Here is a 23,016-nt window from a genome sequence, read left to right as displayed (position 1 = left end):
TTTAAACCCGCTGGGGACTACCGTCCCTGCAGGGTTTCGGTCGTCCCCATTTTTCTTGGAGACGATCATGATTTCCCATTTTCCCCCCGTGCTTCCCCGATTGGCACAAGAGCAGCGCCAGCTATTTCACGCTGTACTGCGACAGTGGCTGACTGCCGCACCTGCACCGGAGTGCGACAAGCTGATCCTGGCGCGTGAACGCCATGCGCCAGGCCAGAAATGCTCCATGCTCACGCTGGTGCGCAGCTGCTTCATGCAACCGGCCTTGCGGGCCGATCTGCCGGAGTCGCTGGTCCACCTCCTCGTGCAACGTCAATGGCTGGCTCCTGCGCAACAGCGCAGAGCCGCCTGAGCGGGAGGGCGTGCCATGTCGAACAAGCACACCGTCGTGATGGTGCATGTGCCCACGGGTTCGGAAGAGGCCTTCTTCAAGGTCTATGAAGAATTCGTGAATGCTTTGCGCACCAAGAGCGAGAAACCGCCACGCAAGCTCATGGAGATGTACTTTTCCCCGCCTTCGGACGAGGACAGGTATCAGCTGGAGCAGCGTGGAGTCGAGTCTTTGAAGATCCTGCTGCGGATCGCGCAAGGTGAGGCCAGGCACGCCAGGTACATCGCCCGCTTTCTCGCGGGTCTGTACAACGGCGACCTGTTCTCGTTCAACCTCAACGATCTGCGGTGGCTCGATGAATCGCTTTATGCCCATGTGATTGCCGTGCTCCACATGGACTGCCGACTGCGCAAGCAGGACGTTCCCCATTACTTCGACAACGGCGAAGTCCTGTGGGCAACCATGATCGCTCGCTGGGGCTTCAAGGACATGGTCACGCATCGTTCCCCGCCTCGCAAAGGCTGAAACCCGTGGCGCCCCGGCTTGCATTCGTGCGAGCTGGGGCCCATGGCCCTTGTGCCAAGTTATCAACCACCCGGACGGGGCCATGCCCCACCGGGGCATCTCCGTCCCTCATTTGAAGGAGATGTGCCCATGGCATTGATGTTCTCGCGCCTGGCGCGCAATTTCGTGAAGAACGGGTACTTCCCGACCGACGATGAAACCCTCGCTCGCATTCAGCGTTTCATCACCCCTTGCGATCGGCCCATGCGACTGCTCGACCCGTGTTGCGGTGAAGGCGCCGCGCTGGCAGACCTACGCCACGGCATGCAGTTTGACAGTGGCACAGGTCCGACCATTGAGACCTTGGGTGTGGAGTTCGACCGCGAGCGTGCGTGGCACGCGAAGACCATCTTGGACCGCGTACTGCACGCTGACATCCACGATGCGGTGATCAAACCCAGGTCCATCGGACTGCTGTACTTGAACCCACCTTATGGGTATGGCGTCAAGGACTCTGCCACCCGCAGCGATGCGGATAGCGATCGTGAAAAGGCCGAGCGCTTGGAGCGCACGTTTCTCAAGAAGACTGCCCCGTTGCTCATGCTCGGCGGCATCCTCGTGTACATCGTTCCGTTCTATGCACTCGACAACGAGATTCGCACCTACCTGGCACGCAACTTCCAGGATCTGCGGTTCTTCATGGCGCCGGAGCAAGAGTTCAAACAGTGTGTGATCTTCGGCACGAAATGCCGGCCGGGCCATCCCCGCAAGGATGTGCTGGACATGCTCGCGCAAGCCCAGGCCGGGGCACTGGCCCATCAAACATTGCCAGAGGAATGGCTCGACACGCCATACCAGGTGCCGCCGATCCAGGAGGGCAGTGAGATGGTTTTTCATGCAGTGCGCATGGATGCCGAGCAACTGGCTGACGAACTGCAAAAGCATCGCAACGGCCTGCTGTGGCCGAACTTCGAGGCTTGCTTCAATCAAGCGCGTGGCACCCACCGCAGACCGCTGCGCGACATGACCCAATGGCATCTGGCGCTTGCGCTGGCAGCTGGCCAGGTCACGGGCTGCATCCGCTCCACCACCGGGCGCACGTTCCTCATCAAGGGCGACACCTTCAAGAAGAAGGAGCGCATGGCCACGACCGAAGTGGACGACAAGGGCAAGGTCAGCGAGACGATCGTCATGCTGGACAAGTTCGTTCCGATCATCAACGCCATCGAGTTCACGCCGGACCACCGGCTGGGACAGGTCGTGCGGATCAGCTGACGCACGCATCTCAAAGAACCCACCAGATGGGTTCCCGCAGCGGCCGCGAAGACGGCCGTTGCGGGAAACCATTTGCACCATTCATCAATGGTTTCAGGCACGTTCAACTCTGAAAACGTGCCCGTCTGCGATCAGCAGATGGAGTTCTTGTCAAACCAATTCATCAACCCTGTGGGGCCTACCCACAGGGGATGGCTTCATGTTTCTCCGCAAAGGAAAGAAATGTTCATCAACACCGAGTACCGCCGCATGAACGGCCACTGCGTGGCTACCAGCGAAGGACTGACCGACCAACGCGTAGCGTTGTGGCTGGAGACGCGGCTGGACTATGACGGTCGCCTCATCACCTGGCTTTGCCGGGACGATGCGGCCTACGAGCAAAGCTCCTGGACATGCCTGGCCAACACGAGGATGCCGCCGTCGATGACGGAAAGCATTGCGGTCGCCTGGCAGCACGAGCGTGCCATGGCCGAGTTGCAGCGCATGGAAAACCTCCAGCCAGTGCATCCCGCACTGGCCATTGCCCGAAACGTCTATCGACAGATCGGGCTCGGGATCTATGTGCTGGTCAACCCGACCGTGCGTATGTTTTTGCGGCGTATGCGGCGCGTGCTCTTCCGGCGCGTGAGGCAAATGCACCGCGAGGCCTACAGGCCCTGATACCCGGCGCGCAGCGCCCCTTTCCTTGTCCTGGACAAGGCCAGAACCCATGCAAATGGGTTCCCACAGCGGCCAGACCCACGGCCTTTGTGGGAAACCATTTGAACCAATCACCAATGGTTTCAGGCACGTTCAACTCTGAAAACGTGCCCGCTTGGGCGATCAGCCAAGTGGAGTTCTTGTCAAAACCTTTTCATCAACCCTGTGGGGCCTCGCCCTGCAGGGGGTGGCTTCACGCCTTTTTGCAGGAGAGAACCACCATGGAAACGAAGATCTACAAGGACCGCGATGGCTGGAATGCCAAGACGGTCGTCCCCCTGGATGAACGGCGCGAGCTGGTCATCCGCACATCCCGTCGCCAGATCGGTGGCGGGCTGCTGACCAGCGCTGCGTGCTGGAGCGTCAATGCTGCTGGCTACCAGACCCATGCCATGGGTTTGGGCACTGGGTGCGGAGATTTCTCCACCCGCATCGTGACCACGCAGCCGCCGCGCATCACCGAAAAAGTGGTGGCGCAGCAGCACGAGAGGGCCCTGCGCCAGATCGATGCCATCCGCCAGGCAGCGCAGTTGCACTACGCGGCCCAGGTGCAAGCCGAGACGGAGGCTCCGCAGCTTAACGTCGCAGAGCCCACGCAGCCGGTTGTCCACGCACCGAGCGCCATCGCTCGCTGAACGGCCTTGTGCTGACCGGCTTCGGCCGGCGCATTCAAACCGCGGCTGCTGCCGCAGCCCTTTCATCAACCCTTGGGGAACACCGCTTCCTCAAGGGGCGGTTTCCCCATTTTTGGAGAAGTCCATGAACGCTGTGTACGAAGCGCCGCAAGCGGCGCAATGCTTGCCCCGATTCCCATTGGGATCGACCGTGATGACGCAAGGTGTGAACGCCCTGGTCGCCGGCGGCCGGCTGAACCCCTATGTGCTTTTGCGCCGGCATCTGCTGGGCGACTGGGGTGATCTCTGTGAAGACGATCGCCGACTGAACGACCAGGCTGTGCGCCTTGGCAACCGCATCCTTTCGGCCTACCAGCTCGAAGGGAACACCACCGTCTGGATCATCACCGAGTGCGACCGCAGCGTAACCACGCTGCTGTTGCCTTCGGAGTAGTGAGGGCGGCGTTGCCATGCCAGAAAAGCCGCTGACCAACGTGGAACTGGTCGTCGAGATGATGGAGTACAGCCGTTACGGCGCGGTGGTGCAGCTGCTCATCGTGGAGGCGATCAGAAAGTATGCCGAAACCGTCAGCCAAGCCGATCCCGCAACCTTCGACAGCCCATTCATCAATGGAGAGGTATGGGTCGCAGTTGCTGGGGAAGTACGGCAAAAGATGCAAGCCAACTATGGCTGGGACTGATCCCCAGCTTGATGCAGCCGACTGAGGTCGGCTGAACATTTCCACCACCCGTGCGGGGCCAGGCCCTGCACGGGACTGCCTCGCACCTTTTTCCTGAAGGATTCAAGCATGACTAACGCAGTGCCCATATCGGGTGCCAATTTCTGCCATTTTTGCGAATGTGAACTGGAAGCCGGGCAACTCGGCTCCTGCCCCCTATGTGCCAAGACCAGCAAGACCGGAAAGGCTCGGCTGTTTAAAGCCATCTGGGCGGCCGACGAGGTGTCGGTGGACTACTGCGAACTGGAGCAAATCAACCTGGAAGGGGGTGATCGCACGCCCTCATTCATGGTGACGGCCAGCGCACGGCGGATCGCAGTGATCGACCAGGAGATCGAGTTGACCTTCGGTGAGGACAGCAGCTTCGGCTTCTTCATGGACATGGGTGGTGATCGCCATTTCCTCGTCGTGAGCCTTATCAAGCGCGAACCGTTGACGCCTGCAGATATTGAGCGGATGGAGCACGAGTGTGGCATCGCGGCGAATGCGCAACTGACGCCAACACTTTGAAACGAAGCCACTTCGGTGGCAGCTTTCTTTCAACAACCCTTGCGGGTCCAGTCCTGAAAAGGCATGGACCCGCTTCTTTTTCAAGGAGTGAATTCATGGACAACACAGGACTCCCGCCATGCTGAGGATCGAGGAACTGGCGCAGGCCACCATCGCCAGCTGGTGCACATCGGGCCTTGCCGAATGCGTCACGGAGCTGGGCCTTCATCTGCATGAGCTACGCGGCGACAGGATCGCCTTCTCGCAAGAAATCGAGCGTGCAAGAGCGATCTATGCACAGCCATCGGACAACGACATTGAAATCGATGATGAGCCTTTCGTGGCGCCAGCATCGGGTGGCGTGTGGATTGCCGCATGGCTTTGGGCACCCGAGGCTGCATCAGCGCAGGGAGGTGACGCGCATGGCTGATTCCAACGGGCTCTACCGCATCGAGGAGTTCCCAGAGATCTTCGTGGACGCGTGCCTGAGAGACAGCGAAGGCCAATTCATGTTCCTGTCAATCTACGGCCGGGACGGCTCCATCATGCAGTTCATCGCAGCGATGGAGCTGGGTGGCCAGGAGCGGGGCGTGCAGCGCTATCACCTGGTGAACGCCGCCGGCGAGCGACATCCGGTGGACGTGGGCGGCACCGACCGCCTCACCAAGCATGCCGGCAGGTTGCCCGGGCAGAACCTGTTCGGTCCGTTGAGCCAGATGTGGGTGTTCGACAAGCGTCTGCAGCAGCCTGACCGCGCCAATCGGATCGCCTGGGTGTTGCACCAGGAGGCCGGCGCAAAAGCGTCTTTCGACGGCGGTCCCGTGACCAACGTGACGCTGCAGGATCGTGTGTGGAAGACCATCGTCGGGCTATCTCCCGTCGCATTGCTGGACCACTGGCGGCAACCCTTGCTGACCTGGTGTGAAAACAAGCGCGCCACGCAGGCCTTGGGCGACGCGATCTATCCCGCCATTGGCCCTGTACAGGCTGTTCGCGTGAGCCTGACGGATTACTTCGTCGGCTTCATCAAGGATGGCGTGAAGAACCGCACCTTGACTCTCTGATCCCGTGGCCATCCGGCCACTCACTTTGCAACCCGCGCGGGGAACTGGCCCCCCGCTGGTTCTCCGCATTTTTTCGTTCAAGGAGAACCTCTATGCAAACCGTCAATGCCTCTCTTGCAGAAATCCCTGCAGATCCTTCCACCCCTACAGCTGATGCTGCCCAACCCTTGACCCAGGACGGCTTCGACAACATGGCCCTGGCCAACTTCATCGAGGAGTTTGGCGACGGGCTGCTGGCCCAGGTGCGCTCACAGAACCCGCCGATCTACGATCCGGCACGAGATGAAGGGCAGGGTGCCTGGCAAGCCCGGCAAAGCATTCTCGACTCGCTCAAGCGCAAGCCCTTCAAGGCCCAGGCCGACGCGGTTCATGCCGCCGTCAAGCTCTTGGTCGATCACGATCAACCCGCTGCCGTCATCAATGCGGAAATGGGCACAGGAAAGACCATGATGGCCATCTGCGCGGCCGCGCTGCTGCAGCGCACACATCCGCGCACGCTGGTGATCTCGCCGCCGCACCTTGTGTACAAGTGGCGGCGCGAGATCCGCGAGACGGTGCCTGACGCCAAGGTGTGGGTGCTCAATGGTCCGGACACGCTGCGCAAGCTGCTGATGCTCCGCAAATCCCTGGGCCTCAAGACCAGCCAGCCTGAGTTCTTTGTGTTGGGCCGGGTGAGGATGCGCATGGGCTTCCATTGGAAACCTGCGTTCGTCACACGGCGTCAGAAGGTGCATGACCAGGTACTCGTTGTAGCAGCGTGCCCCGATTGCCTCACGCCGATCACGCGCGATGACGACGAAGGTCACCCGATGCCAATCTCCGCGGAACTGGCGATGGCCAGCCTGGGAGACCGGCGAGGCAAGTGCGATCACTGCGGAAGTTCGCTGTGGACGCTGATGCGATCGGGTCGGCCGATCCAGTCGATGCACGACCTGGTGCTGGGCGCGCTCAAGCAGATGCCCACCATTGGAGAGAAAACCGCCCGCAAACTGCTGGGCATCTTTGGAGAAGACGCATTGGGCGCCATGTTGGGCGACAACGTGTACGAGTTCCTGAACCTCATGGACGCCAATGGCGAGCTGGTGTTCAGTGATCGGCAGGCCACGCGCATGGAGCGCTCGCTGGCCAACTTCGAGTTCAGCATCGGCGAGGGCGGGTATCAGGCCACCGAATTCGTGAAGCGCTATCTGCCCCGCGGCTACTTTGGCTTGCTGGTCGTCGACGAGGGCCATGAGTACAAGAACGAGGGCTCTGCACAGGGCCAGGCCATGGGTGTGCTGGCCAGCCAGTGTCGAAAGACACTGCTGCTGACCGGCACGCTGATGGGCGGCTACGCCGACGATCTGTTCCACCTGCTGTGGCGCCTGAACCCGGCAAGCCTGATCGAGGACGGTTTCAAGCCATCCAAGAGCGGCTCGATGGGGCCCGCCGCCATGGGCTTCATGCGCGAGCACGGCATCTTGAAGGACGTGTACAAGGAGTCCAGTGGCACCTCCCACAGGACGGCCAAGGCCAAGCAAATGACGGTACGCACCAGCAAGGCGCCGGGCTTTGGCCCGGTCGGCATCATGCGGTACGTGCTGCCCGTCACGGTGTTCCTCAAGTTGCGAGACATCGGCCAGAAGGTGCTGCCTCCCTACCAGGAGCAGTTCATCGAGTTGCCGATGGGCGAAGCGCAGAAGGATGCCTATGAGCGTTTGACCAGGGTCTTGGTCAGTGCCCTCAAGCAGGCGCTGGCCATGAAGGACAGCACCTTGCTGGGCGTCGTGATGAACGTGCTGCTGGCTTGGCCAGACTGCTGTTTTCGCACGGAGACGGTCAAGCACCCGAGAACGCGCGCGACGCTGGCTGTTCAACCGGCGGTTTTTACCGACAGCGAACCTGCTCCAAAAGAGTTGGCGTTGCTGAGGATCTGCCAGCAAGAGAAGGCACAGGGGCGCAGGGTGTTGGTCTATTCGGTGTATTCGGGCACCCGCGACACGACAGCGCGTTTGAAGGCGCTGCTGGAACTGCATGGCTTCAAGGTGGGCGTGCTGCGCGCCAGCGTGGATGCCGCCCGCCGTGAGGACTGGGTGGCCGACCAGGTCGAGAGGGGCATCGACGTGCTCATCTGCAATCCCGAGTTGGTGAAAACTGGCTTGGACCTGCTGGAGTTCCCGACCATCATGTTCATGCAGAGCGGCTACAACGTCTATACCGTCCAGCAGGCGGCCCGGCGCTCCTGGCGAATCGGGCAGAAGTTGGCGGTGATGGTCATCTTTCTGGGCTATGCCGGCAGCACCCAGATGGAGTGCTTGAAGCTGATGGCCAAGAAGATCGCGGTGTCGCAATCCACGTCAGGCGACATGCCCGACTCAGGCCTGGACGTACTGAATGATGCGGGAGACAGCATCGAGGTGGCCCTCGCCAAGAAACTGCTGGCCGATTGACGGCCGGCTCCTGAAAGCCCTGTCCCGGTTTGCGGGGCAGGGCTTTTCTATTGGCGCGCTTGCCGAGTGGCGCCCAACTTTCCTTGATGTGGCGCCAGCGCTCGTGCTGTCGATAGGCAAACCCGCTCTCAAACGATAGACTCTATGTAATTCGTCAACTACGCACAATTGCAAGAGTGGCAAAACCTCCCGTCATCGAAGACAAGCAGATCGAGCACCTGCTCAAAGCGACGGCTGCATGCAGCCGCTTCCCCCTTCGCGATACCGCATTGATCCTGACCCTCTACGGCACGGCCATGTCCGTCACGGAGTTGGCCACCATCACGGTCGGCGACTATCTTGATGCCAAGGGCAACGTCCGTAGCACGAGCGCCGTGCGCGTTGATGTTGCTCACAACGGCGAAGAGCGCCCCCTTTTCTGGTCGAACAGGCGAGTTGTCACCGCGTTGGATGCCTACTTGGCATGGCGCGTGGAGCACAAGCACGGCACCACGGTCAAGAAGGGGGCCTATCGTGGGCTCGACCCTGAAAGCGCCTTGTTTCTCACCGAGGATGGTGGAGCTTATGCACTGACCAAGCGGGTGCTCTCTTCGGGCGTCTGGAGCTACTCGTGCAACACGCTCGGCGCCTACATCTCACGCCTGCATGCGAACGCCGGGATCGAAGGTGGCAGCGCCCAGTCTGCCCGGCGCACCTTTGCCGTCAAGCAGCATCGCCAAGGCCGTGACTTGGTGCACATCGCGGCGATCCTCGGGCATAAGAGCGTGAGCACGACGAAGCGCTTGGTGGAGGGCGATCCCGTGCGCCTGGCCGACATCGTGGCGAGGGCTGTTTAATGCAGCAACAAGACTTACTCCGTTCGGCGTGCGCGGCTCTCGGTATGACGCAGAAAGAGCTGGCTGATCGTATGGCCACTTCTTGGGAAACTTTTCGCAAATGGCTCATGCCACCTGACTCAGGCAGCTATCGAGAAATGCCCCACACAGCGTGGCAATTGGTCTGTGAAATTCTCGCGCATGAGCGGTTGAAGACATCAGTTATGAAATCCCTTGTGAAAGTGCCCAATGGGCACTACAATCAAGGCTTGATTGAAAGGGTTCTAAATATGAACAACGATGATCAATCTGGTCAGTTTGGGGATACGCAAGAGTTCACTCTCGAAACGAAAGCAGGTCGTTTCTTTCAGGCCGGGATTCAGTTGGTTGGTCGCGGCATTTACACGCCAATGCTGTCCCGTCAACCAAAGGAGTCGAAGTCATACGCAAGTGCTTTTTATGACACGTTGGCAATCCGTGGCGGCACAGGTTTGGATGGTCAGCTTTTGGAATTGGTGGAGCGTGCTAATGCACGCATCACCGCCAATGGACAAGATCCTATTGCGAAGCTCCATGTTCACAGCGGTCCCGTGCTGCTAAGTAAAGACCAAATTCAAACACTGGTGGGTCCGGATGTTTCGGTTGAGCAACTTGCTGAGTCGATTGAACTGAAGGTGTCTCGCCATTCCAGTGGAAGGCTCACCCTGATGCGCAAGGATGAAGGGATGACGATGTTTCGGGACTGCGATGGTCCGCTTTTTGCGAACGTCGACCATGCCGCGTTCTATCGAGCGGTCGCGCACACCCTCCACGCCCTGCACAGTGACGGCCACAAAGTCTCATACGCTGACACGCTCGCCAATTGAGGGGAAAGCAGGAGTACAACTTGAAAACGACACTCAAGCTAGATCCAGAGACAACGATGATGGTGATTACTCCTGTTTTCACTTGCAGCATTTCCCCTGGAGAACATAGCGAGCAAGGTGGAATCGGAGAACATATCTATCAGATTCTTGGTCGCTGGATTTCCGCCAATTTCCCCAATCTCTCAGTGTTATACGTTCAGCAAACATCGATGACAACTTGGACTGCGGTGCTGGGTGACAAGAGGTTTTTTGAATTCAGCATCATCATCTAGGAAAAATAGGATGGTCATGACTGATACGAACGAACAACCCAAGCGGTTGCTAATCGCGCTGCTTTACCCTCCCACTACTTTCATGACTTCACCGGAAGTCGAGGCCCTACGAAGCGTTGCACGGGGTGTTGACATAAGTGAGGCGACCCTGGAGTGCGTACCGCGTGTCAATACGACGTTTCTGATCGAGACGCGCCGGTACACCTGCCTTCGAGTGCAAGATGCATTTGTACCCGAAGGCTTTGCTGCAGTAGTTTTCGCAGTCAAAGCATAGGAAAGCCTTGATGAAATCCCCTGTTCGATTGGCCAGCTCGACCGAGAAGATCCTTCGATTAGCAGCAAGGGTGCTGGCGGCCGCAGCGGCGTGCGCCAGCCTGCAACCCTTGGCCGCTCAGACTCCGCAGAGTACGTGGACGCTGGCCTCGGGCTACCCGAAGGAGCTTTTTCATGGTGTGAACCTGCGCCAATTCGCGCAGAACGTCAATGACCGAACCAAGGGCGGCCTGGTCATCGAGGTGCACACAGACGGCATTGCTGCCAGTCCCTCCGAGATCGTGGGCAAAGTCCGCTCTGGAGATCTGGCTGCGGGAGAGGTCCTTCTCAGTTCCATGGCCAGCGACACCCGGATCGCCGGCGCGGATGCCATCCCCTTCATCGTCCACAGCTACGACGATGCTTTACGGCTGTGGAATGCTCAGCGCCCCATCCTGCAGGAGACCCTGGACAAGCAGGGCCTGGTGATCCTTTACGCCGTGCCCTGGCCAGCCCAGGGATTGTTCACCACGCGCCCTGTGCGCAGCGTTGCGGATCTGCGCGGATCGAAAATGCGCACCTACAACCCCAGCACGGTGCGTCTTGCCCAACTCATGGGCGCCACCCCCGTCGACGTGCCCACGCAGGCCATCGGCTCGGCCTTCAAGGACCAGCGGCTGGACACCATGTTCACATCGCCCGCGACCGGGGTGGACTCGAAGTTGTGGGAGGGGCCGGCGAAATATTTCTACAACGCGCGGGGTTGGTATCCGAAGAACATCGTGATCGCCAACAAGGCCAAGTGGGCCGCACTCCCCGAGTCCACTCGCCAGACCGTCATGGCGGCAGCTGGCGAGGCGCAAAAGCGAGGCTGGATGGCAAGTGAGGCGGCATCCACAGTCTCGCTGGCGGAGCTGGCAAGCAAGGGCATCAAGGTGAATACGCCCGAGCCCGAGTTGCGAAACGAACTGCGGCGCATCGGGGAGAAATTTTCGGTCGAGTACCTTCGAGAGACCGGCGCCGAGGGCAATCGGATGCTGATCCCGTATTTCGCAAACGGAAGCACGACAACTCCCAAATAGGCGAGAGGTCGGGCAAGGAATTCACCCGGATGCAGCAAGCATTTGGGGTGGGCTCGCTGAGAGTAGGCGACCAGCATCGTAATGCCGGCAAAGGTTGTCCACCAATGCTTGTGCATACACGGGCAGAGTTGCCCTGTCACGCATCAGCAGGTGGCGTTCACGCACGCTCCACTCGTCTCGCAATTCCACCATCGCCAGTGGCATAGCCAACTGATTGCGGATGACAGCCGACTCGGGCAGCACCCCAATGCCCACATTGCTGCTGATCATGCGGCACATCGCCTCGAAACTCCGCAACCGAATTCGAAGTTTCTGACGATGCCCCAATTGCTGGGTGATCTGATCCAGAAATGCCTGCAGCGTGCTGCCCTCCGGCATCCCCACCACGTCTTCCTCTAGCGTTTCAGCGAAGTTTACGGAGCGTCGCCGTGCGAAACGGTGGCTGGGAGAGGTGACCAGAACCAGCCGGTCGGTACTGAAATGGATAGAGACCAGTCCCAAAGTATCAATGGAACCAGCAATGATGCCTAGATCCGCACGACCTTCCAAAACACCCCGCGGAATCATCGCATTGGGCCGTTCTTCCAACTCCACGTTGACATGTGGATGATCTGAGAGGAAATCTGCCAGTATTTCCGGTAGGAAATCTGTGACAGCAGTGGTGTTGGCCAGCAGCCGTAAATGCCCGCGCAATCCGCCGCCATATTCCCCCATTTCTGCGTGGAGAAGGTCTGCCTGTTGCAGCATCAAGCGCGCATGATGAACAAAAGCCTCGCCAGCCGGTAGCAGTCGGACTCCCCTTGCTTCGCGTGCCAATAACAAGACGCCGGCCTGCATTTCCAGCGCCTTGATGCGCGTACTTGCCGCAGCGAGGGACATATTGTGTTTGGCCGCGGCCCGGGTCAAGTTGCACATCTCTGCCACGCACACATACAGACGCAAATCAGTCAGATCGAACTGCATGTAAGAAAACGTATTTCGAGCATTAATGAAAAACGAAGCCTCGCTTCTGAAATCGCAAATTGTGTAGCGCGCGAATCTCTGCAGAATTCACCCCCAGCCCGAATCGTAAGCCGGGTAATAAAGGGAGTAGAACTATGAGATTGAAATTTTTTGCAGCAACGCTGCTGATGGGAACCTTGGGACTCGGCGCCACGCTCGCGCAGGCCCAGGCGGCGTATCCCACGCGCCCGCTCACGCTGGTAGTGCCGCAAACGGTAGGCGGCACCAACGACATCGTTGGCCGGGTGGTCGCCCACAAACTGGGGGAGGTACTGGGCACCGGAGCCATTGTCGACAACCGGCCTGGCGCCGGCGGCAACATCGGGACCCAATACGTAGCGCGAGGTCCGAAGGACGGGTACACGCTGCTTGTCACGATCAGCAGCAGCCAGGCGATCAACCCTGCGCTTTATCGAAATCCAGGATTCGACCCTGTGAAGGATTTCGTTCCTGTCGCCATGATTGGCAACGTGCCCAACGTTCTGCTGGTCAATCCATCATTCGCTGCCAAGACCTTCGGCGACTTCCTGTCCCTTGCTCGGCGCAAGGACGCCCAGTACCAATACGCCTCGGCTGGCAACGGCACGCTCAATCACCTGCTGGGCGAGATGCTGAATGAGATGGCAGGAGTTTCGCTGCAACATGTTCCCTACAAAGGCATTGCACCAGCGCTGAACGACGTATTGGGAGGACAGCTGCCCATCGTGTTCGCCAGCTTGCCATCATCGCTGGCACACATCAAGGCAGGCCGGCTGCGCGCCTTGGCTGTGAGCGGCGCCAAGCGCACGCCTGTACTGCCCGACGTGCCGGCGATTGCCGAAGCGGTGCCAGGCTACGAAGGTACGCTGTGGATCGGCTTGTTTGCCCCGGCTGGGGTAGCACCAGCGGTGGTGCGCACGCTACAGGATGGCATGCGAAAAACCATGGCAGCGCAGGATCTGCGCGAGAAGCTGGACCAGCAGGGCGTGGAGATCGCCGCACCAACATCCCCCGATCAGTTTGCGGCCCAGCTGCGCAGCGACCTGGCCAAGTGGGAAAAGATCGTCAAAGCTTCGCGCGCAGAAGTGGACTGAGGAGGCGCGCGATGACCCGACCTCTCGAAGGCATTACCGTTGTCTCTCTGGAGCATGCGATCGCAGCGCCTTTTTGTACCCGTCAGCTGGCGGATTTGGGCGCGCGCATCATCAAAGTAGAGCGCCCAGAGTCTGGGGATTTCGCGCGCGAGTACGACCAGCGGGTGAGGGGCATGTCATCGCACTTCGTGTGGACAAACCGATCGAAGAAGAGCCTGACGCTGGATCTGAAGCAGCCACGGGCGCTGGACGTGCTCAGGCGACTGATCGAGAAGGCGGACGTGTTCGTGCAGAACCTTGCGCCCAGCGCCACGGCCCGCTTGGGCTTGGATTACGCCAGCCTTTCCCACACCAATCCCCGCCTGGTGGTCTGCGACATCTCCGGATACGGTGACGACGGGCCATACCGGGACAAGAAGGCCTATGACTTGCTGATTCAGAGCGAAGCGGGCCTGCTTTCGATAACGGGGACCGAGGAGTCGCCTTGCAAGACCGGCAACTCGATTGCCGACATCGCTGCGGGCATGTATGCATATACAAACATCCTTGCGGCGCTGCTACGGCGCGAGAAGACAGGGGAGGGCGCCCACATCGATGTCTCCATGCTTGAGTCTCTGGTGGAGTGGATGGGCTTTCCGATGTACTACGCCTTCGAGGGGGCACCGCCCCCGGAGCGCAGCGCCGCTTCCCACGCAACGATCTACCCCTACGGACCATTTGCCGCCGGCGATGGTGGCAAGGTCATGCTGGGCGTGCAAAACGAGCGGGAATGGGAAAGTTTCTGCACCGTTGTCTTGCGTGAGCCCGCGCTCGCTCAGGCGCCACGTTTCGCCAACAGCACGCAACGCAATGCGCACCGGGATGAGCTTCGGCAGCTGATTCTGAACGTCTTCGAGAAGTTGACCACTGACGAAGTGGTGGCGCGACTCGAAAAAGCGCAAATTGCCAATGCCTGCATGAATGACATGGCACAGCTGTGGGCCCACCCCCAACTGAAAGCACGCGAGCGCTGGCGCAAAGTGGACTCGCCAGTTGGTCCGCTGCCTGCTTTGCTGCCTCCAGGGCGAAGCAACCGCTGGCAAGCCAGCATGGAGCCGATCCCCGCGGTAGGCCAGCACACCGACGCATTACTGCGTGAAGCCGGTCTGACAGACCAAGCCATCAAAGACCTGCGCGCCCACGGCGCGATTTAGGGACCCCATGGATTTGAAGAATCATGCCGGATGTGCCGGCGGATGGAGTGCGCGCGCTCGTATCTGCGTCTTCGGACGCTTGGCGGATGCGCCGGTACCGACTCCCGCTCGACGCATGCTTGATCGCTTAGGGACAGGTGATCCGTCGTGACGCGGCCGAAGCTGTTCGTGGAAGAGCGCTTCGAGGAATATCTGAAGCACGAATGCGGGTATGCGCGAAGTACCTTGCAGGTGGCCCACTATGCACTCATCGAATGGCAGCGATGGCTGCGGGAACGCTTTGGAATCACGCGGCTGGATGTCTCGGCCTTGCATCTTCGGCACTGGATGAGCGAGCAGTCGCGCAGGCATGCCCAAACCACGGTGGACAAGAAGACCTGGGTGCTTCGCACGTTCTACGCTTGGCTGGCAGGCGAGAGCATGATGGAGTGCGACCCCTGGCAGTTCATCGAATCACCGCGGCGCCGGCCTCACCAGCAAAGCCTGGGGTACGTCCCTTGCGAACGCACGGTGCACCGCCTTCTGGAGCAACCCGACACCCAGTTCGCCCTGGGCCTGCGCGATCGGGCGATCCTGGAACTGCTGTATGCCTCCGGCCTGCGTGCCGCGGAACTGCTGAGTCTGCGCCCGCACCAGCTGTGTCTGCGCACCCGCGCGGCCCAGGTGATGGGCAAAGGGGGCAAGGAGCGGATCGTGATGTTCGGGGAATACTCCGCACAGTGGCTGGAGCGCTACCTGTGCGAAGCGCGCCCCGCGCTATTACAGGCCTGCCAGCGCACAGTCCCGGCCCTGTTCGTCCATGCGACGGCCTCTGGCACCCTGAACTACAGCGCCCTACAGCGCACGATCCGCCGGCATGCCGACGCGGCAGGCCTGCCGATGGTGACGGCACACACGCTGCGGCATGCCTTCGCCACGCACCTGTACCAGGCCGGGGCGAATCTGCGCGTGATCCAGATGTTGCTCGGCCATGCATGCCTGCAGACCACGACCATCTACGCCAGGACGTCGATGGGCTACTTGCGAGGCGTCATCGAGCGGCACCATCCGAGGGGGATCTGTTATGAACCACAACCGCCCTGCAGAGCGGAGCATCGTCGGGGCCGCATGCCGGGACAATGAGGCACAGCTACGCAACCATGAAATCCCAAAAGAAATATCAGGTCGGAAATGCCTGCTTTTGGACGTGTTACCCTGCGGCGCTTTTTCCTCTCAGTTCAGTTTGGGAACATCAGCTTGGCTGACGTTCTCAAGCGTGAACTGCTGTTTGCCCACTATCTCGTTCACCTTTTCCGTTGGCAAGCCAGCATCTATCAACTGCTGGCGAAGTACGCCAATTCGACGTTCAAATGCCAGACGCGCCTGCGTGACGCCATCAATGATGAATTGCGCATTGAAGTCATCGGCAAGATCGTAAAACTGCACGTTGGCAACGCATTTCTCGAACCATGAGTACCGAATGGCGACCTCCTGCAGTGCAAGCGTTCCGTGCGCCTGACGAACACCGCGCTCACTCAGATACACAGTACCTTGGATGTTTTGAAAGCGGTGCCTGTTGAGTACGCGCTGAATGTCGGCGTACCCATTCCTCCAACTCGCGTTGTGATAATGCTCTTCAAGTAACTTGGTATCCAAATCGAAAACGATGAGACAGCGATCCATGGTTTTTTCCTACAAGATGAAAGCCGCCAACTGCTCTCTCAATGCGGTTGGAACGGGCTTCCAATAAGGGGAGTCAACTATCCATGTGCTTTGCGGGTTCTCGCTTTTGGTAAAGCTCAACAGTTTGGCCATCAACCCTTTGTCTTTGGCCACTTCGTGGCGCTCCTCAAAAACCACTTCCTGCCATTCCCTTAAAGGGTTTAGATGATGTGGGTAGTGTTCAAAAAATCGCACCGACTGAGGATTTTCCTCCGAGAGGTCTTCGCCAAGAACTTTGCTGGCGAGTACCTCGATCAGATTGGTAATGCTTGTCTGGTTCAACGGGCCTTGAACAAACACCACAATGAGATCATTCGCAACCGTTCCAACCTTGTATTGGCAACTGCATTGCTTTCCAGTGAATCCAATGTATTGCAACGTCTTCATTTCTTTCCTTCAGATTCAGGCAGGTTGTACTGCGTTCAACTCACAGGTCAAGCGCTCAGAGATTTGATCGCCGGAAACCAACTGGACGGTTTCTGAACATTCATCGCAGCCCAGTGCGAATTGGCCCCTACATCGTGCATGCGCAAGCGCCCATCCACTACATCGCTTTTGTTGTACGTTGAGCAGCACCAGAACAACTTGTTGCTGCCGCACTCGGTGCATATCGTAGTCATTGTTTCCTTTTACTTGCCGTTGGCCTGCACCAGCCAAAGAAAACGAATCGGGCAAGGTGCGAGAGAAAGCCGCAGTGCATTCAAAAAATCGTCATCACGGCAAAGACGATCATCACGATGACGCAGCCTTTTTGCATGTACTCCATCATCGTGGCCTTGTCGATGACGCCGCGGGCGTACTGCTGCCACACGCCCACCATGGCGCTGGAGACGACGAGCAGTGTGATGGCCACCAGCAGCATCTGGATGATGGAGCGCATGCGCGCCATGGACACGCCCGAGCCTTGCTCGAAGCCGATGCGCAGTGCCTCGGTGACGGGCACGCACTGGCCATCGGACCCACGGATGCAGCCGTTGTTGAATGCGATGCCGCCACCGCTCGAAATCGGCGTGGAAGGCGCGGTGGTGCCAGGCGTGGTGGGAGAGGGCGCGTTGCCGGCGATGCGATCAGCCATGCCGCAGATCGTCGTGCCATTGGAGTCGGCAAAGCCCGAGCAGCGCCCCGAGGCGATCATGCGCTGGCAGTTGCCGATGCCCAGTTGCACACAGGCCAGGATCATGTTCGCGTCCACGCGGCGCCCGTCGAACGTGCCCAGAGCCGCCAGGGCCTGAGCCGGGGTGGCCTGCAGCGCCTGCGACATGACTCGCGACCAGGCATCGACCTGGCGCTGCAGGCTCCATGTTCTGAACTCCGCGGGCGTCACGTCAGTTGCCTGCCGGATGTTCTCGTTGTTCATCTGCAGCACGCCATAGCAGCATGAACCGTTGTAGACCGAGAGGTATCCGCCGCTCTCGACGTTGATGGCCAGGTTGCCCACGGCGTTCGCATTCGCACGCAGCCATTGGCTGGCATTAGGTGAGTTGGCGATCGCTTGAGCCACCTGATCGGCGGTCACGCGGTCGTTGGTCACCAGGCGTTGCTGAGCCGAAGCAGGCATATGCGTGGCCAGCAGCGCCAGCCAGCCCAACAGTAGCGCCGAGCAAAGCGCGAAGAAGGTGCGTTGCATGGTTTGCTTCCACCGTCATCCGAGGTGCAACGCACGATCACATTCAGGCACACGCTTGCCGTACTGGATCACCCGAAAGTAGGCGCTGTCAGTCTTGTCGTCGAACGCGAATTCTGTGTGATTCTGCGCGAGCGGCGTATTTTCGTCGTCTATGGACAGGTGGCAGTAATTCGGAAAATCCTTTTGCTTCCTGCGTCCGGTGGATTTATCTTCCACGATAACGCGCATGGGGCAAATGCTGTACATCGGTGGTACATAGCCTTTTTGTGCAAATGGCCCGTTTGGAGGTGGCTCGCATTTGGACTCGAAGGCACTGAACATGGTGAAGATATACCTGTTCTCCTTATTCTCATGCGTCTGATAGAGGATGAAGCTGCCCAGCCTGCTGCCGTCGTTGCGACTGAGGTTCAACGGCGTGGAATCGATGTTCTCTTTCCAGATCGGCTCCAGAAGCCTTTTTTCCTCTGGATTACCGCTGATGTATTGCCGTGAATTGAAGGTCACCAGAGGCATCAATTTCCACTTCAACTCGGCGGGAAACTTGATATTCCCCCGTTCCTGCGCACCCGTGGCGCCGGCGGCGATGCACAGCGCGGTGGCCACCAGGCCGGATGCGATCACTCTCTTCCTGTTCGATACCTTCATAGTTCCTTCCCTCTTGGTGTGATGATTCATTTGATGTTCGTGCTGGCGTCCAGTTCGGCGATGAACTGCTCGGGCGGCGTGGCCCCCACCAGGCGCTTTCCATTGCCCAGGATCACCGTGGGTGTGTTCTGGATACGGTGCCGCTCGCCGAACTTCAGGATCTCGACCAGGCCGCTGGTGTCACAGTCCTCCCGGCCCTGCAGTCGCCGGCCCGCCATGACCTGCTGCCAAGCCTCGGCACGGTTGGGCGAGCACCACGCGGCGCGCGCGAACTGCGCGGACTCCGGGCTGATGACGGGAAACATGAACCGATAGACGGTCACGTCATCGAGCTGGTCCACGAACTTGGTGAAGACCCGGCAGATCGGGCACTGCGGGTCTTCGAACACGGCCACCTGTCGTTTGCCGTTGCCATGCACCTCCTTGATCGCGTGCTTGAGCGGCAGGCTTGCGAAAGGGACGCTGTTGAGCTTTTCAAGCTGCGGCGCGGTGAGGTCTTGCTGCGTCTTCATGTCCACCATGGCCCCACCCACGAAGCCGAAGCGGCCGGAGGCGTCGGTGTAGAAGATCTCGCCTTCGGAGACGACCTGGTAGATGCCGGGGATGGGAGAGGCTGTGATCTGCTCCACCCGGACCTTACCCGCCGTGTTCTGCTCGATCGTGGCTTTGAGACTGGGTGGAACCGGCTGTGCGCCCACCGCCATGGACAGACTGGCCAGCACGGTTGCGCGCAGGAGCAGGGCGCGTAGGCGCGGCCGATAAATTTGGTACATCGATGATTTCCTCAACTCGTTTTGGGATGGGTCAGCAGGAGTGCCACGCTACCGGCCAGCGAGCCCAGTGCGCCGATGCGAACCAGGCCATGGAACGACGATGCGTCGCCCCAAAGCAGGCCGATGCCGGCGCCGCCCAGTACGGCAGTGGCGATCACGAGAGCACGCAACAAAGCGGTCTTTTGCTCGGTGATGATTTTTCGCCGGATGATTTCAAAGGATTGCATTGATTCCCTCATAGATTTTTTAATAATCGAATGCGCGAACGCCTTTTGGCCGCGCGGCAGTCTTCCACGGCGTCGCGTATGGTTTTGGATACACCGGCTGCATCCGGCACGGCGTCGATTATCAACGTGGGATTGGTGCTGTCCGTGGTGAGCAAGATGATTTGCCCACGACCAAAAACGGTTTGCAACAAATTACCCGAGACGGACAAGTCCTTGACCCGGTAGAGTTCGAGCGCTTCGATTTTCTTGACGATTATTCCCGAGTGTTCCAGCAGCCGCTGGTCGGTCAGCACGTAATGGTGATTCGCCGTTCGTAAATACCGATACAGCGCCCAGCCGACCGGCAGGACCAGCCAGAAAAAGAGCAGGGCGAACACGAACACGCCGGCATTGCAGACCTGACCCTGGCCAGCGGACCAGAGCACGCGGGTTTCGATTTGGTGGGCAGAGGGGACGCCGGCTTGGCTCGCCATGCGGGCGGCATCGGAAGCATGGTTCTTGGACATCGGCAGCAATGTAGGTGGGCACGGGCCGGACGTCAGCCGGAAACCATCCGGCACGTGGCGCACGGTTTCGGCTTGACAGCCACCGGTTCTCATGGCAAACGAAAAATCAATGACTGGGAGGTCATATGGCGAACGCTTACGAAAGCGACGACGGCAGATGGATGATCCTTGGCATGGCGGTCATCGCGTCCATCGCAGGGGCGACGGGTCTGGACCTAGCTACCGCAGTGAGGGTGACGGGCTATACGTTCGCGGTGACGTTGTTTGCCGGCTTCTTCATCTTTCTTTTCGACAGAGATTCCATCTTCGGCATCCGAAACACCTGGCCACTGTTCTTGGCTCTCGTGTGGTGCGCCTGGTTTCCGGCGATCGACCACTGGGCCTACGGCAACAGTCCCGACTCCACGCACCGGGAGTTGTTCAGCGTATGGTGGGCCGAGTGGTACACGAAGCTGAGCGCATTCGCGCTGCTGTGCCTGTCCGGCCACGCGGTGAATCGGCTCGTGCGTGGTTGACTGCACTCCTGTCCACCTGAATTTGCAGCGCACACAGGGTGCGTGATTAACAGCCAACACTTGGCACATGAAGGTTTCAAATAGGGAGGTATTTGTGAGTAATTTTCTTTCTCGATGGCTTGTGCAGCGTCGGCTGGCACACGTTCCAAAAATCACCGTGGATGTCACGCGAAACTACTACATGACGTTCACAGCGCCCAATCCGGACGTCAAGGTAATCATCAAAAACGAGGCGGGGATCACGGTGGGAAGGGCTTGCTACGCTGTGTCCCCATTGAATGATCGGGTCTATATCTTTGAAGTGGAGATACTGAGCGCACATCGCCGGCAAGGCTATGGCACCGCCTTGCTGCTATTTCTGGCTCAAACCTACGACTTGCCGATCACCGTGGTGAAGGAACTCTATAGCGCATGCAGCTTTTGGCGATTTGCGAGGGGATTGGGCAGTGCGGGAATCAGATTGACCCAGCAACTCTCCGTTTCGGACATGGCGTCCGAAGCGGAGCGGTGGGCGCATTTACAGCCAAAGGCGCGACAACTGGAATTCAGTGAGCTCTTGGATAGAAACTTCGTTTTTAGCCGAATTTATTCGGCAATCGATGATCTTGTGTGGGCAATTAAGGGATTATGTTCATTCTTGATGCCATCGTCATTGAAATTTAGATGACAAGCACAACAGATCTGAAAATTCCGAATCGAATTCTATGGGCCTTTGCAATTCAAAACCGACACGCGTCTACTCTCCCAGTCCCTCGACCAGCTCACGCTCATCATCTGCGCCCAGCACAGCCTCAAACGACCAGAGGGCACGCAGGCAATTGACTGCGGACGGACCACTTGCGGGATTGCGAGGAAGATCGCAGTCCACAAATGTGGCGGGAACTAGTCGGGGCGCCGGACATTGGAGTTCGGTACTTTCCTCCATTAACAACCCAAGTGGTGATCAGCGTATCGCACGCGCTCTTGGCTTGGTGAAAGATATTTATTTGAATTCTGCCACCTTGCGTGACCGCTTGGACACCGTTGCTCGCGAAGGAGGAGCCACCATCCATATCGTTGCCGACGATGAAACAGGACACTCCTATGGTCACGCGGCAACGCGGGTCAGCGACAGAACCATTTTGCTGACTGAATCGACAGCGAGCGATATCGACGGCAATCATCACCAACTGTTGAATACTCTTTTGATTGAACTCACCAATTTGGGCAGAGCGACTGATTTCCAACAAGTCAACGTCGAATTTGCGCAAGGGAAAATAGGTGTTGCAAGGGCTGCGCACAATAAAGAGCGCGTTGAATATGGGACCATTGAAGAGATGTCCAGATATTACAGCGAAGCACGCCCTGAGATCGAGGCTGCGGGCTACGGAAATCCTTCGCTGTGGTATGTGGCGAGCGACGCATATACAGGCGTTCCAAGTCCCAGCTATCAGTCATTCGAAGACTATTACGCTGTCGCTCGAAATTCAGGACATACTGACGTCTACACTGATTTTTATACCAGATGGAAGAACTCCATGGAATCGAGTGATTGAACCAAGATCAGGCTTTGCAAACAGTGATTTTTTGATGTTTGAACTTGGCAGCCATTAAAGACAATAGCTGCACAGTCTGACGAACCCAACCGCTGAATCTCCGTCAGCGCTGCGCTTCAAAATCCTTCCGGCAACTGCCACAGATCAGCAGCAACCCCGGCTTGCCCCACACTTGCTTCTCACACGGGCAAACGTATTTGGCGCGGTTCGATTTATTGACCGCGGGCTTGGGTTGCTCCGCACTTTCCTCGTCTGATGTGGCCGCAGGATTGACCAGGCTGGCCATCACCGCGATCGATTGCGCCGGCACGCTACCGCCACCCACCGATGCTCCCAAATGCATGGCCATGCTCTGCTGGCCTGCCTGGACGTGTTCGGCAGCAGGAAAGCGGTCGTACCAACTGATCCGAAACGAGCGGGTGAGCAACTCGGCGCAGGCCTTAAGGAGTCCGTCCTGAACAATTCCGTTCTCAGCAGCAGAGAGGTCGGCGGTCAGCGGGTGCAGCGACCAGGGCTGCGATGACCGGCTGCATCGACAGCCCGAATCGGGCGCAATAAAACCGCAGCGCGGCCAGGATCAGGCGCAGGTTGTGCCCGGCCCCGCACATCACCGCATGCAGCGCATCGCCCAGCGCACCCTTGAGCGGATTGCGGCCAAGCCTGCCGTCCATCTTCATGTGCCCGATAGCCGGTTCGATGGCGCTGCGCCTTTTGATCATGGCCTTGAGCATTCGGGTGATGCCACGCTTTTGGCCTGACATCAGGATGCGCACGCCCTCGACCTTCA

The 23,016-nt window shown here is 59.0% G+C and carries 31 protein-coding genes and 1 pseudogene; 21 read left to right on the top strand and 11 right to left on the bottom strand.

Annotated features, from left to right (window positions below; genetic code table 11):
* Positions 1-67: 67 nt before the first annotated feature.
* The 15 genes from BLT03_RS23080 (at position 68) to BLT03_RS23015 (ending at position 11,432) form a co-directional block, all read left to right on the top strand.
* Entirely contained in the window at positions 68-352 is a 285-nt protein-coding gene (locus BLT03_RS23080; protein WP_092746118.1) for a hypothetical protein, read from the top strand.
* Between the two features lie 15 nt (positions 353-367).
* Complete coding sequence (locus BLT03_RS23075) at positions 368-856, top strand: DUF7673 family protein (protein ID WP_092746117.1); 489 nt, start codon at positions 368-370, stop codon at positions 854-856.
* Positions 857-994: 138 nt separating this feature from the next.
* Positions 995-2,110, top strand: a complete 1,116-nt coding sequence (locus BLT03_RS23070; RefSeq protein ID WP_245711534.1) for a DUF6094 domain-containing protein — start codon at positions 995-997, stop codon at positions 2,108-2,110.
* Between the two features lie 222 nt (positions 2,111-2,332).
* Complete coding sequence (locus BLT03_RS23065; protein WP_139160515.1) at positions 2,333-2,770, top strand: hypothetical protein; 438 nt, start codon at positions 2,333-2,335, stop codon at positions 2,768-2,770.
* 260 nt (positions 2,771-3,030) lie between these two features.
* A complete protein-coding gene (locus BLT03_RS23060; RefSeq protein ID WP_092746114.1) occupies positions 3,031-3,444 on the top strand; it encodes a hypothetical protein in 414 nt (137 codons plus the stop codon).
* A gap of 124 nt (positions 3,445-3,568) precedes the next feature.
* Positions 3,569-3,877: a hypothetical protein gene (locus BLT03_RS23055; protein ID WP_434802430.1), complete on the top strand. Its 309-nt coding sequence runs from the start codon at positions 3,569-3,571 to the stop codon at positions 3,875-3,877.
* A 16-nt stretch (positions 3,878-3,893) separates the two neighbouring features.
* Positions 3,894-4,124 (top strand): hypothetical protein, encoded by a 231-nt coding sequence (locus BLT03_RS23050; RefSeq protein WP_092746113.1) that lies wholly within the window; start codon positions 3,894-3,896, stop codon positions 4,122-4,124.
* A 108-nt stretch (positions 4,125-4,232) separates the two neighbouring features.
* Positions 4,233-4,673 carry a hypothetical protein gene (locus BLT03_RS23045; RefSeq protein ID WP_092746112.1) on the top strand — a complete coding sequence of 147 codons (441 nt, stop codon included), beginning with the start codon at positions 4,233-4,235 and terminating at the stop codon, positions 4,671-4,673.
* 118 nt (positions 4,674-4,791) lie between these two features.
* A complete protein-coding gene (locus tag BLT03_RS23040; RefSeq protein WP_092746111.1) occupies positions 4,792-5,082 on the top strand; it encodes a hypothetical protein in 291 nt (96 codons plus the stop codon).
* Positions 5,075-5,716: a hypothetical protein gene (locus tag BLT03_RS23035; RefSeq protein WP_092746129.1), complete on the top strand. Its 642-nt coding sequence runs from the start codon at positions 5,075-5,077 to the stop codon at positions 5,714-5,716. The genes BLT03_RS23040 and BLT03_RS23035 overlap by 8 nt, the downstream gene beginning before the upstream one ends.
* A 122-nt stretch (positions 5,717-5,838) precedes the next feature.
* The gene (locus BLT03_RS23030; protein ID WP_434802431.1) at positions 5,839-8,145 is read left to right on the top strand and encodes a DEAD/DEAH box helicase family protein; all 2,307 of its coding nucleotides are present in this window, start codon (positions 5,839-5,841) and stop codon (positions 8,143-8,145) included.
* Between the two features lie 176 nt (positions 8,146-8,321).
* Entirely contained in the window at positions 8,322-8,981 is a 660-nt protein-coding gene (locus BLT03_RS23025; RefSeq protein WP_092746110.1) for a tyrosine-type recombinase/integrase, read from the top strand.
* Positions 8,981-9,826, top strand: coding sequence for a hypothetical protein (locus tag BLT03_RS23020; RefSeq protein ID WP_139160513.1), 846 nt, complete (start codon positions 8,981-8,983; stop codon positions 9,824-9,826). The genes BLT03_RS23025 and BLT03_RS23020 overlap by 1 nt, the downstream gene beginning before the upstream one ends.
* A gap of 20 nt (positions 9,827-9,846) precedes the next feature.
* Positions 9,847-10,098 (top strand): hypothetical protein, encoded by a 252-nt coding sequence (locus tag BLT03_RS24230; protein ID WP_139160512.1) that lies wholly within the window; start codon positions 9,847-9,849, stop codon positions 10,096-10,098.
* Positions 10,099-10,382: 284 nt separating this feature from the next.
* A complete protein-coding gene (locus BLT03_RS23015) occupies positions 10,383-11,432 on the top strand; it encodes a TRAP transporter substrate-binding protein (protein ID WP_092746108.1) in 1,050 nt (349 codons plus the stop codon).
* 21 nt (positions 11,433-11,453) lie between these two features.
* Here the strand turns inward: BLT03_RS23015 and BLT03_RS23010 are convergent, their stop codons facing one another.
* Positions 11,454-12,395 (bottom strand): LysR substrate-binding domain-containing protein, encoded by a 942-nt coding sequence (locus BLT03_RS23010; RefSeq protein WP_092746107.1) that lies wholly within the window; start codon positions 12,393-12,395, stop codon positions 11,454-11,456.
* Between the two features lie 167 nt (positions 12,396-12,562).
* Between BLT03_RS23010 and BLT03_RS23005 the strand changes: the two genes are divergently transcribed.
* From BLT03_RS23005 to BLT03_RS22995, 3 genes are all read left to right on the top strand, one after another.
* Positions 12,563-13,507 carry a tripartite tricarboxylate transporter substrate binding protein gene (locus BLT03_RS23005; RefSeq protein ID WP_245711535.1) on the top strand — a complete coding sequence of 315 codons (945 nt, stop codon included), beginning with the start codon at positions 12,563-12,565 and terminating at the stop codon, positions 13,505-13,507.
* Positions 13,508-13,518: 11 nt separating this feature from the next.
* A complete protein-coding gene (locus BLT03_RS23000) occupies positions 13,519-14,700 on the top strand; it encodes a CaiB/BaiF CoA transferase family protein (RefSeq protein WP_092746105.1) in 1,182 nt (393 codons plus the stop codon).
* Between the two features lie 147 nt (positions 14,701-14,847).
* Positions 14,848-15,822 carry a tyrosine-type recombinase/integrase gene (locus BLT03_RS22995; protein ID WP_092746104.1) on the top strand — a complete coding sequence of 325 codons (975 nt, stop codon included), beginning with the start codon at positions 14,848-14,850 and terminating at the stop codon, positions 15,820-15,822.
* Between the two features lie 90 nt (positions 15,823-15,912).
* Here BLT03_RS22995 and BLT03_RS22990 read toward each other — a convergent pair whose 3' ends face one another.
* Genes BLT03_RS22990 through BLT03_RS22960 form a run of 8 tightly spaced genes read right to left on the bottom strand, consistent with a single transcriptional unit; the run spans position 15,913 to position 20,179 of the window.
* Positions 15,913-16,362 (bottom strand): virulence factor, encoded by a 450-nt coding sequence (locus BLT03_RS22990; RefSeq protein WP_092746103.1) that lies wholly within the window; start codon positions 16,360-16,362, stop codon positions 15,913-15,915.
* A gap of 9 nt (positions 16,363-16,371) precedes the next feature.
* Positions 16,372-16,788, bottom strand: a complete 417-nt coding sequence (locus tag BLT03_RS22985; RefSeq protein WP_092746102.1) for a hypothetical protein — start codon at positions 16,786-16,788, stop codon at positions 16,372-16,374.
* 15 nt (positions 16,789-16,803) lie between these two features.
* Positions 16,804-17,076 carry a hypothetical protein gene (locus tag BLT03_RS24620; RefSeq protein WP_175537851.1) on the bottom strand — a complete coding sequence of 91 codons (273 nt, stop codon included), beginning with the start codon at positions 17,074-17,076 and terminating at the stop codon, positions 16,804-16,806.
* A gap of 25 nt (positions 17,077-17,101) precedes the next feature.
* Positions 17,102-18,028, bottom strand: a complete 927-nt coding sequence (locus tag BLT03_RS22980) for a DUF3262 family protein (RefSeq protein ID WP_245711533.1) — start codon at positions 18,026-18,028, stop codon at positions 17,102-17,104.
* Between the two features lie 15 nt (positions 18,029-18,043).
* Positions 18,044-18,703, bottom strand: coding sequence for a hypothetical protein (locus BLT03_RS22975; RefSeq protein WP_175537850.1), 660 nt, complete (start codon positions 18,701-18,703; stop codon positions 18,044-18,046).
* The gene (locus BLT03_RS22970) at positions 18,700-19,446 is read right to left on the bottom strand and encodes a DsbC family protein (protein ID WP_092746100.1); all 747 of its coding nucleotides are present in this window, start codon (positions 19,444-19,446) and stop codon (positions 18,700-18,702) included. The genes BLT03_RS22975 and BLT03_RS22970 overlap by 4 nt, the downstream gene beginning before the upstream one ends.
* A gap of 11 nt (positions 19,447-19,457) precedes the next feature.
* Positions 19,458-19,673 carry a hypothetical protein gene (locus BLT03_RS22965; protein WP_092746099.1) on the bottom strand — a complete coding sequence of 72 codons (216 nt, stop codon included), beginning with the start codon at positions 19,671-19,673 and terminating at the stop codon, positions 19,458-19,460.
* An 8-nt stretch (positions 19,674-19,681) separates the two neighbouring features.
* Positions 19,682-20,179, bottom strand: coding sequence for a PH domain-containing protein (locus tag BLT03_RS22960; RefSeq protein ID WP_175537849.1), 498 nt, complete (start codon positions 20,177-20,179; stop codon positions 19,682-19,684).
* 125 nt (positions 20,180-20,304) lie between these two features.
* Here BLT03_RS22960 and BLT03_RS22955 point away from each other — a divergent pair, with 125 nt between their 5' ends.
* The 3 genes from BLT03_RS22955 (at position 20,305) to BLT03_RS22945 (ending at position 22,229) form a co-directional block, all read left to right on the top strand.
* Entirely contained in the window at positions 20,305-20,694 is a 390-nt protein-coding gene (locus BLT03_RS22955; protein ID WP_092746097.1) for a hypothetical protein, read from the top strand.
* A gap of 94 nt (positions 20,695-20,788) precedes the next feature.
* Positions 20,789-21,361, top strand: a complete 573-nt coding sequence (locus BLT03_RS22950) for a GNAT family N-acetyltransferase (RefSeq protein WP_175537848.1) — start codon at positions 20,789-20,791, stop codon at positions 21,359-21,361.
* A 319-nt stretch (positions 21,362-21,680) separates the two neighbouring features.
* Positions 21,681-22,229 carry a hypothetical protein gene (locus BLT03_RS22945; RefSeq protein WP_217640198.1) on the top strand — a complete coding sequence of 183 codons (549 nt, stop codon included), beginning with the start codon at positions 21,681-21,683 and terminating at the stop codon, positions 22,227-22,229.
* Between the two features lie 103 nt (positions 22,230-22,332).
* On the opposite strand, the gene BLT03_RS22940 is transcribed toward BLT03_RS22945, so the two are convergent.
* Positions 22,333-22,656 carry a hypothetical protein gene (locus tag BLT03_RS22940; RefSeq protein ID WP_092746094.1) on the bottom strand — a complete coding sequence of 108 codons (324 nt, stop codon included), beginning with the start codon at positions 22,654-22,656 and terminating at the stop codon, positions 22,333-22,335.
* Positions 22,657-22,699: 43 nt separating this feature from the next.
* Positions 22,700-23,016: pseudogene (locus tag BLT03_RS22935) on the bottom strand (IS5/IS1182 family transposase); the annotation flags it as partial.

The sequence above is a fragment of the Paracidovorax valerianellae genome (genome assembly GCF_900102625.1).
In the GTDB taxonomy this organism is placed as follows: domain Bacteria; phylum Pseudomonadota; class Gammaproteobacteria; order Burkholderiales; family Burkholderiaceae_C; genus Paracidovorax; species Paracidovorax valerianellae.
Note: the sequence above shows the minus strand (reverse complement) of the source record. Positions and strands in the feature narration are given on the sequence as shown.

Excerpts from the sequence above, each read along its gene's own strand:
- BLT03_RS22960 (WP_175537849.1), bottom strand. The coding sequence starts at position 20,179 with ATGTCCAAGAACCATGCTTCCGATGCCGCCCGCATGGCGAGCCAAGCC.
- BLT03_RS23070 (WP_245711534.1), top strand. The coding sequence starts at position 995 with ATGTTCTCGCGCCTGGCGCGCAATTTCGTGAAGAACGGGTACTTCCCG.
- BLT03_RS23075 (WP_092746117.1), top strand. The coding sequence starts at position 368 with ATGTCGAACAAGCACACCGTCGTGATGGTGCATGTGCCCACGGGTTCG.
- BLT03_RS23060 (WP_092746114.1), top strand. The coding sequence starts at position 3,031 with ATGGAAACGAAGATCTACAAGGACCGCGATGGCTGGAATGCCAAGACG.
- BLT03_RS22965 (WP_092746099.1), bottom strand. The coding sequence starts at position 19,673 with ATGCAATCCTTTGAAATCATCCGGCGAAAAATCATCACCGAGCAAAAG.
- BLT03_RS23005 (WP_245711535.1), top strand. The coding sequence starts at position 12,563 with ATGGGAACCTTGGGACTCGGCGCCACGCTCGCGCAGGCCCAGGCGGCG.
- BLT03_RS22975 (WP_175537850.1), bottom strand. The coding sequence starts at position 18,703 with ATGAATCATCACACCAAGAGGGAAGGAACTATGAAGGTATCGAACAGG.
- BLT03_RS23055 (WP_434802430.1), top strand. The coding sequence starts at position 3,569 with ATGAACGCTGTGTACGAAGCGCCGCAAGCGGCGCAATGCTTGCCCCGA.
- BLT03_RS22985 (WP_092746102.1), bottom strand. The coding sequence starts at position 16,788 with ATGAAGACGTTGCAATACATTGGATTCACTGGAAAGCAATGCAGTTGC.
- BLT03_RS23045 (WP_092746112.1), top strand. The coding sequence starts at position 4,233 with ATGACTAACGCAGTGCCCATATCGGGTGCCAATTTCTGCCATTTTTGC.
- BLT03_RS22970 (WP_092746100.1), bottom strand. The coding sequence starts at position 19,446 with ATGTACCAAATTTATCGGCCGCGCCTACGCGCCCTGCTCCTGCGCGCA.
- BLT03_RS23010 (WP_092746107.1), bottom strand. The coding sequence starts at position 12,395 with ATGCAGTTCGATCTGACTGATTTGCGTCTGTATGTGTGCGTGGCAGAG.
- BLT03_RS23080 (WP_092746118.1), top strand. The coding sequence starts at position 68 with ATGATTTCCCATTTTCCCCCCGTGCTTCCCCGATTGGCACAAGAGCAG.
- BLT03_RS22955 (WP_092746097.1), top strand. The coding sequence starts at position 20,305 with ATGGCGAACGCTTACGAAAGCGACGACGGCAGATGGATGATCCTTGGC.
- BLT03_RS22980 (WP_245711533.1), bottom strand. The coding sequence starts at position 18,028 with ATGCAACGCACCTTCTTCGCGCTTTGCTCGGCGCTACTGTTGGGCTGG.
- BLT03_RS23000 (WP_092746105.1), top strand. The coding sequence starts at position 13,519 with ATGACCCGACCTCTCGAAGGCATTACCGTTGTCTCTCTGGAGCATGCG.
- BLT03_RS23015 (WP_092746108.1), top strand. The coding sequence starts at position 10,383 with ATGAAATCCCCTGTTCGATTGGCCAGCTCGACCGAGAAGATCCTTCGA.
- BLT03_RS23065 (WP_139160515.1), top strand. The coding sequence starts at position 2,333 with ATGTTCATCAACACCGAGTACCGCCGCATGAACGGCCACTGCGTGGCT.
- BLT03_RS23020 (WP_139160513.1), top strand. The coding sequence starts at position 8,981 with ATGCAGCAACAAGACTTACTCCGTTCGGCGTGCGCGGCTCTCGGTATG.
- BLT03_RS23050 (WP_092746113.1), top strand. The coding sequence starts at position 3,894 with ATGCCAGAAAAGCCGCTGACCAACGTGGAACTGGTCGTCGAGATGATG.
- BLT03_RS23040 (WP_092746111.1), top strand. The coding sequence starts at position 4,792 with ATGCTGAGGATCGAGGAACTGGCGCAGGCCACCATCGCCAGCTGGTGC.
- BLT03_RS22990 (WP_092746103.1), bottom strand. The coding sequence starts at position 16,362 with ATGGATCGCTGTCTCATCGTTTTCGATTTGGATACCAAGTTACTTGAA.
- BLT03_RS23035 (WP_092746129.1), top strand. The coding sequence starts at position 5,075 with ATGGCTGATTCCAACGGGCTCTACCGCATCGAGGAGTTCCCAGAGATC.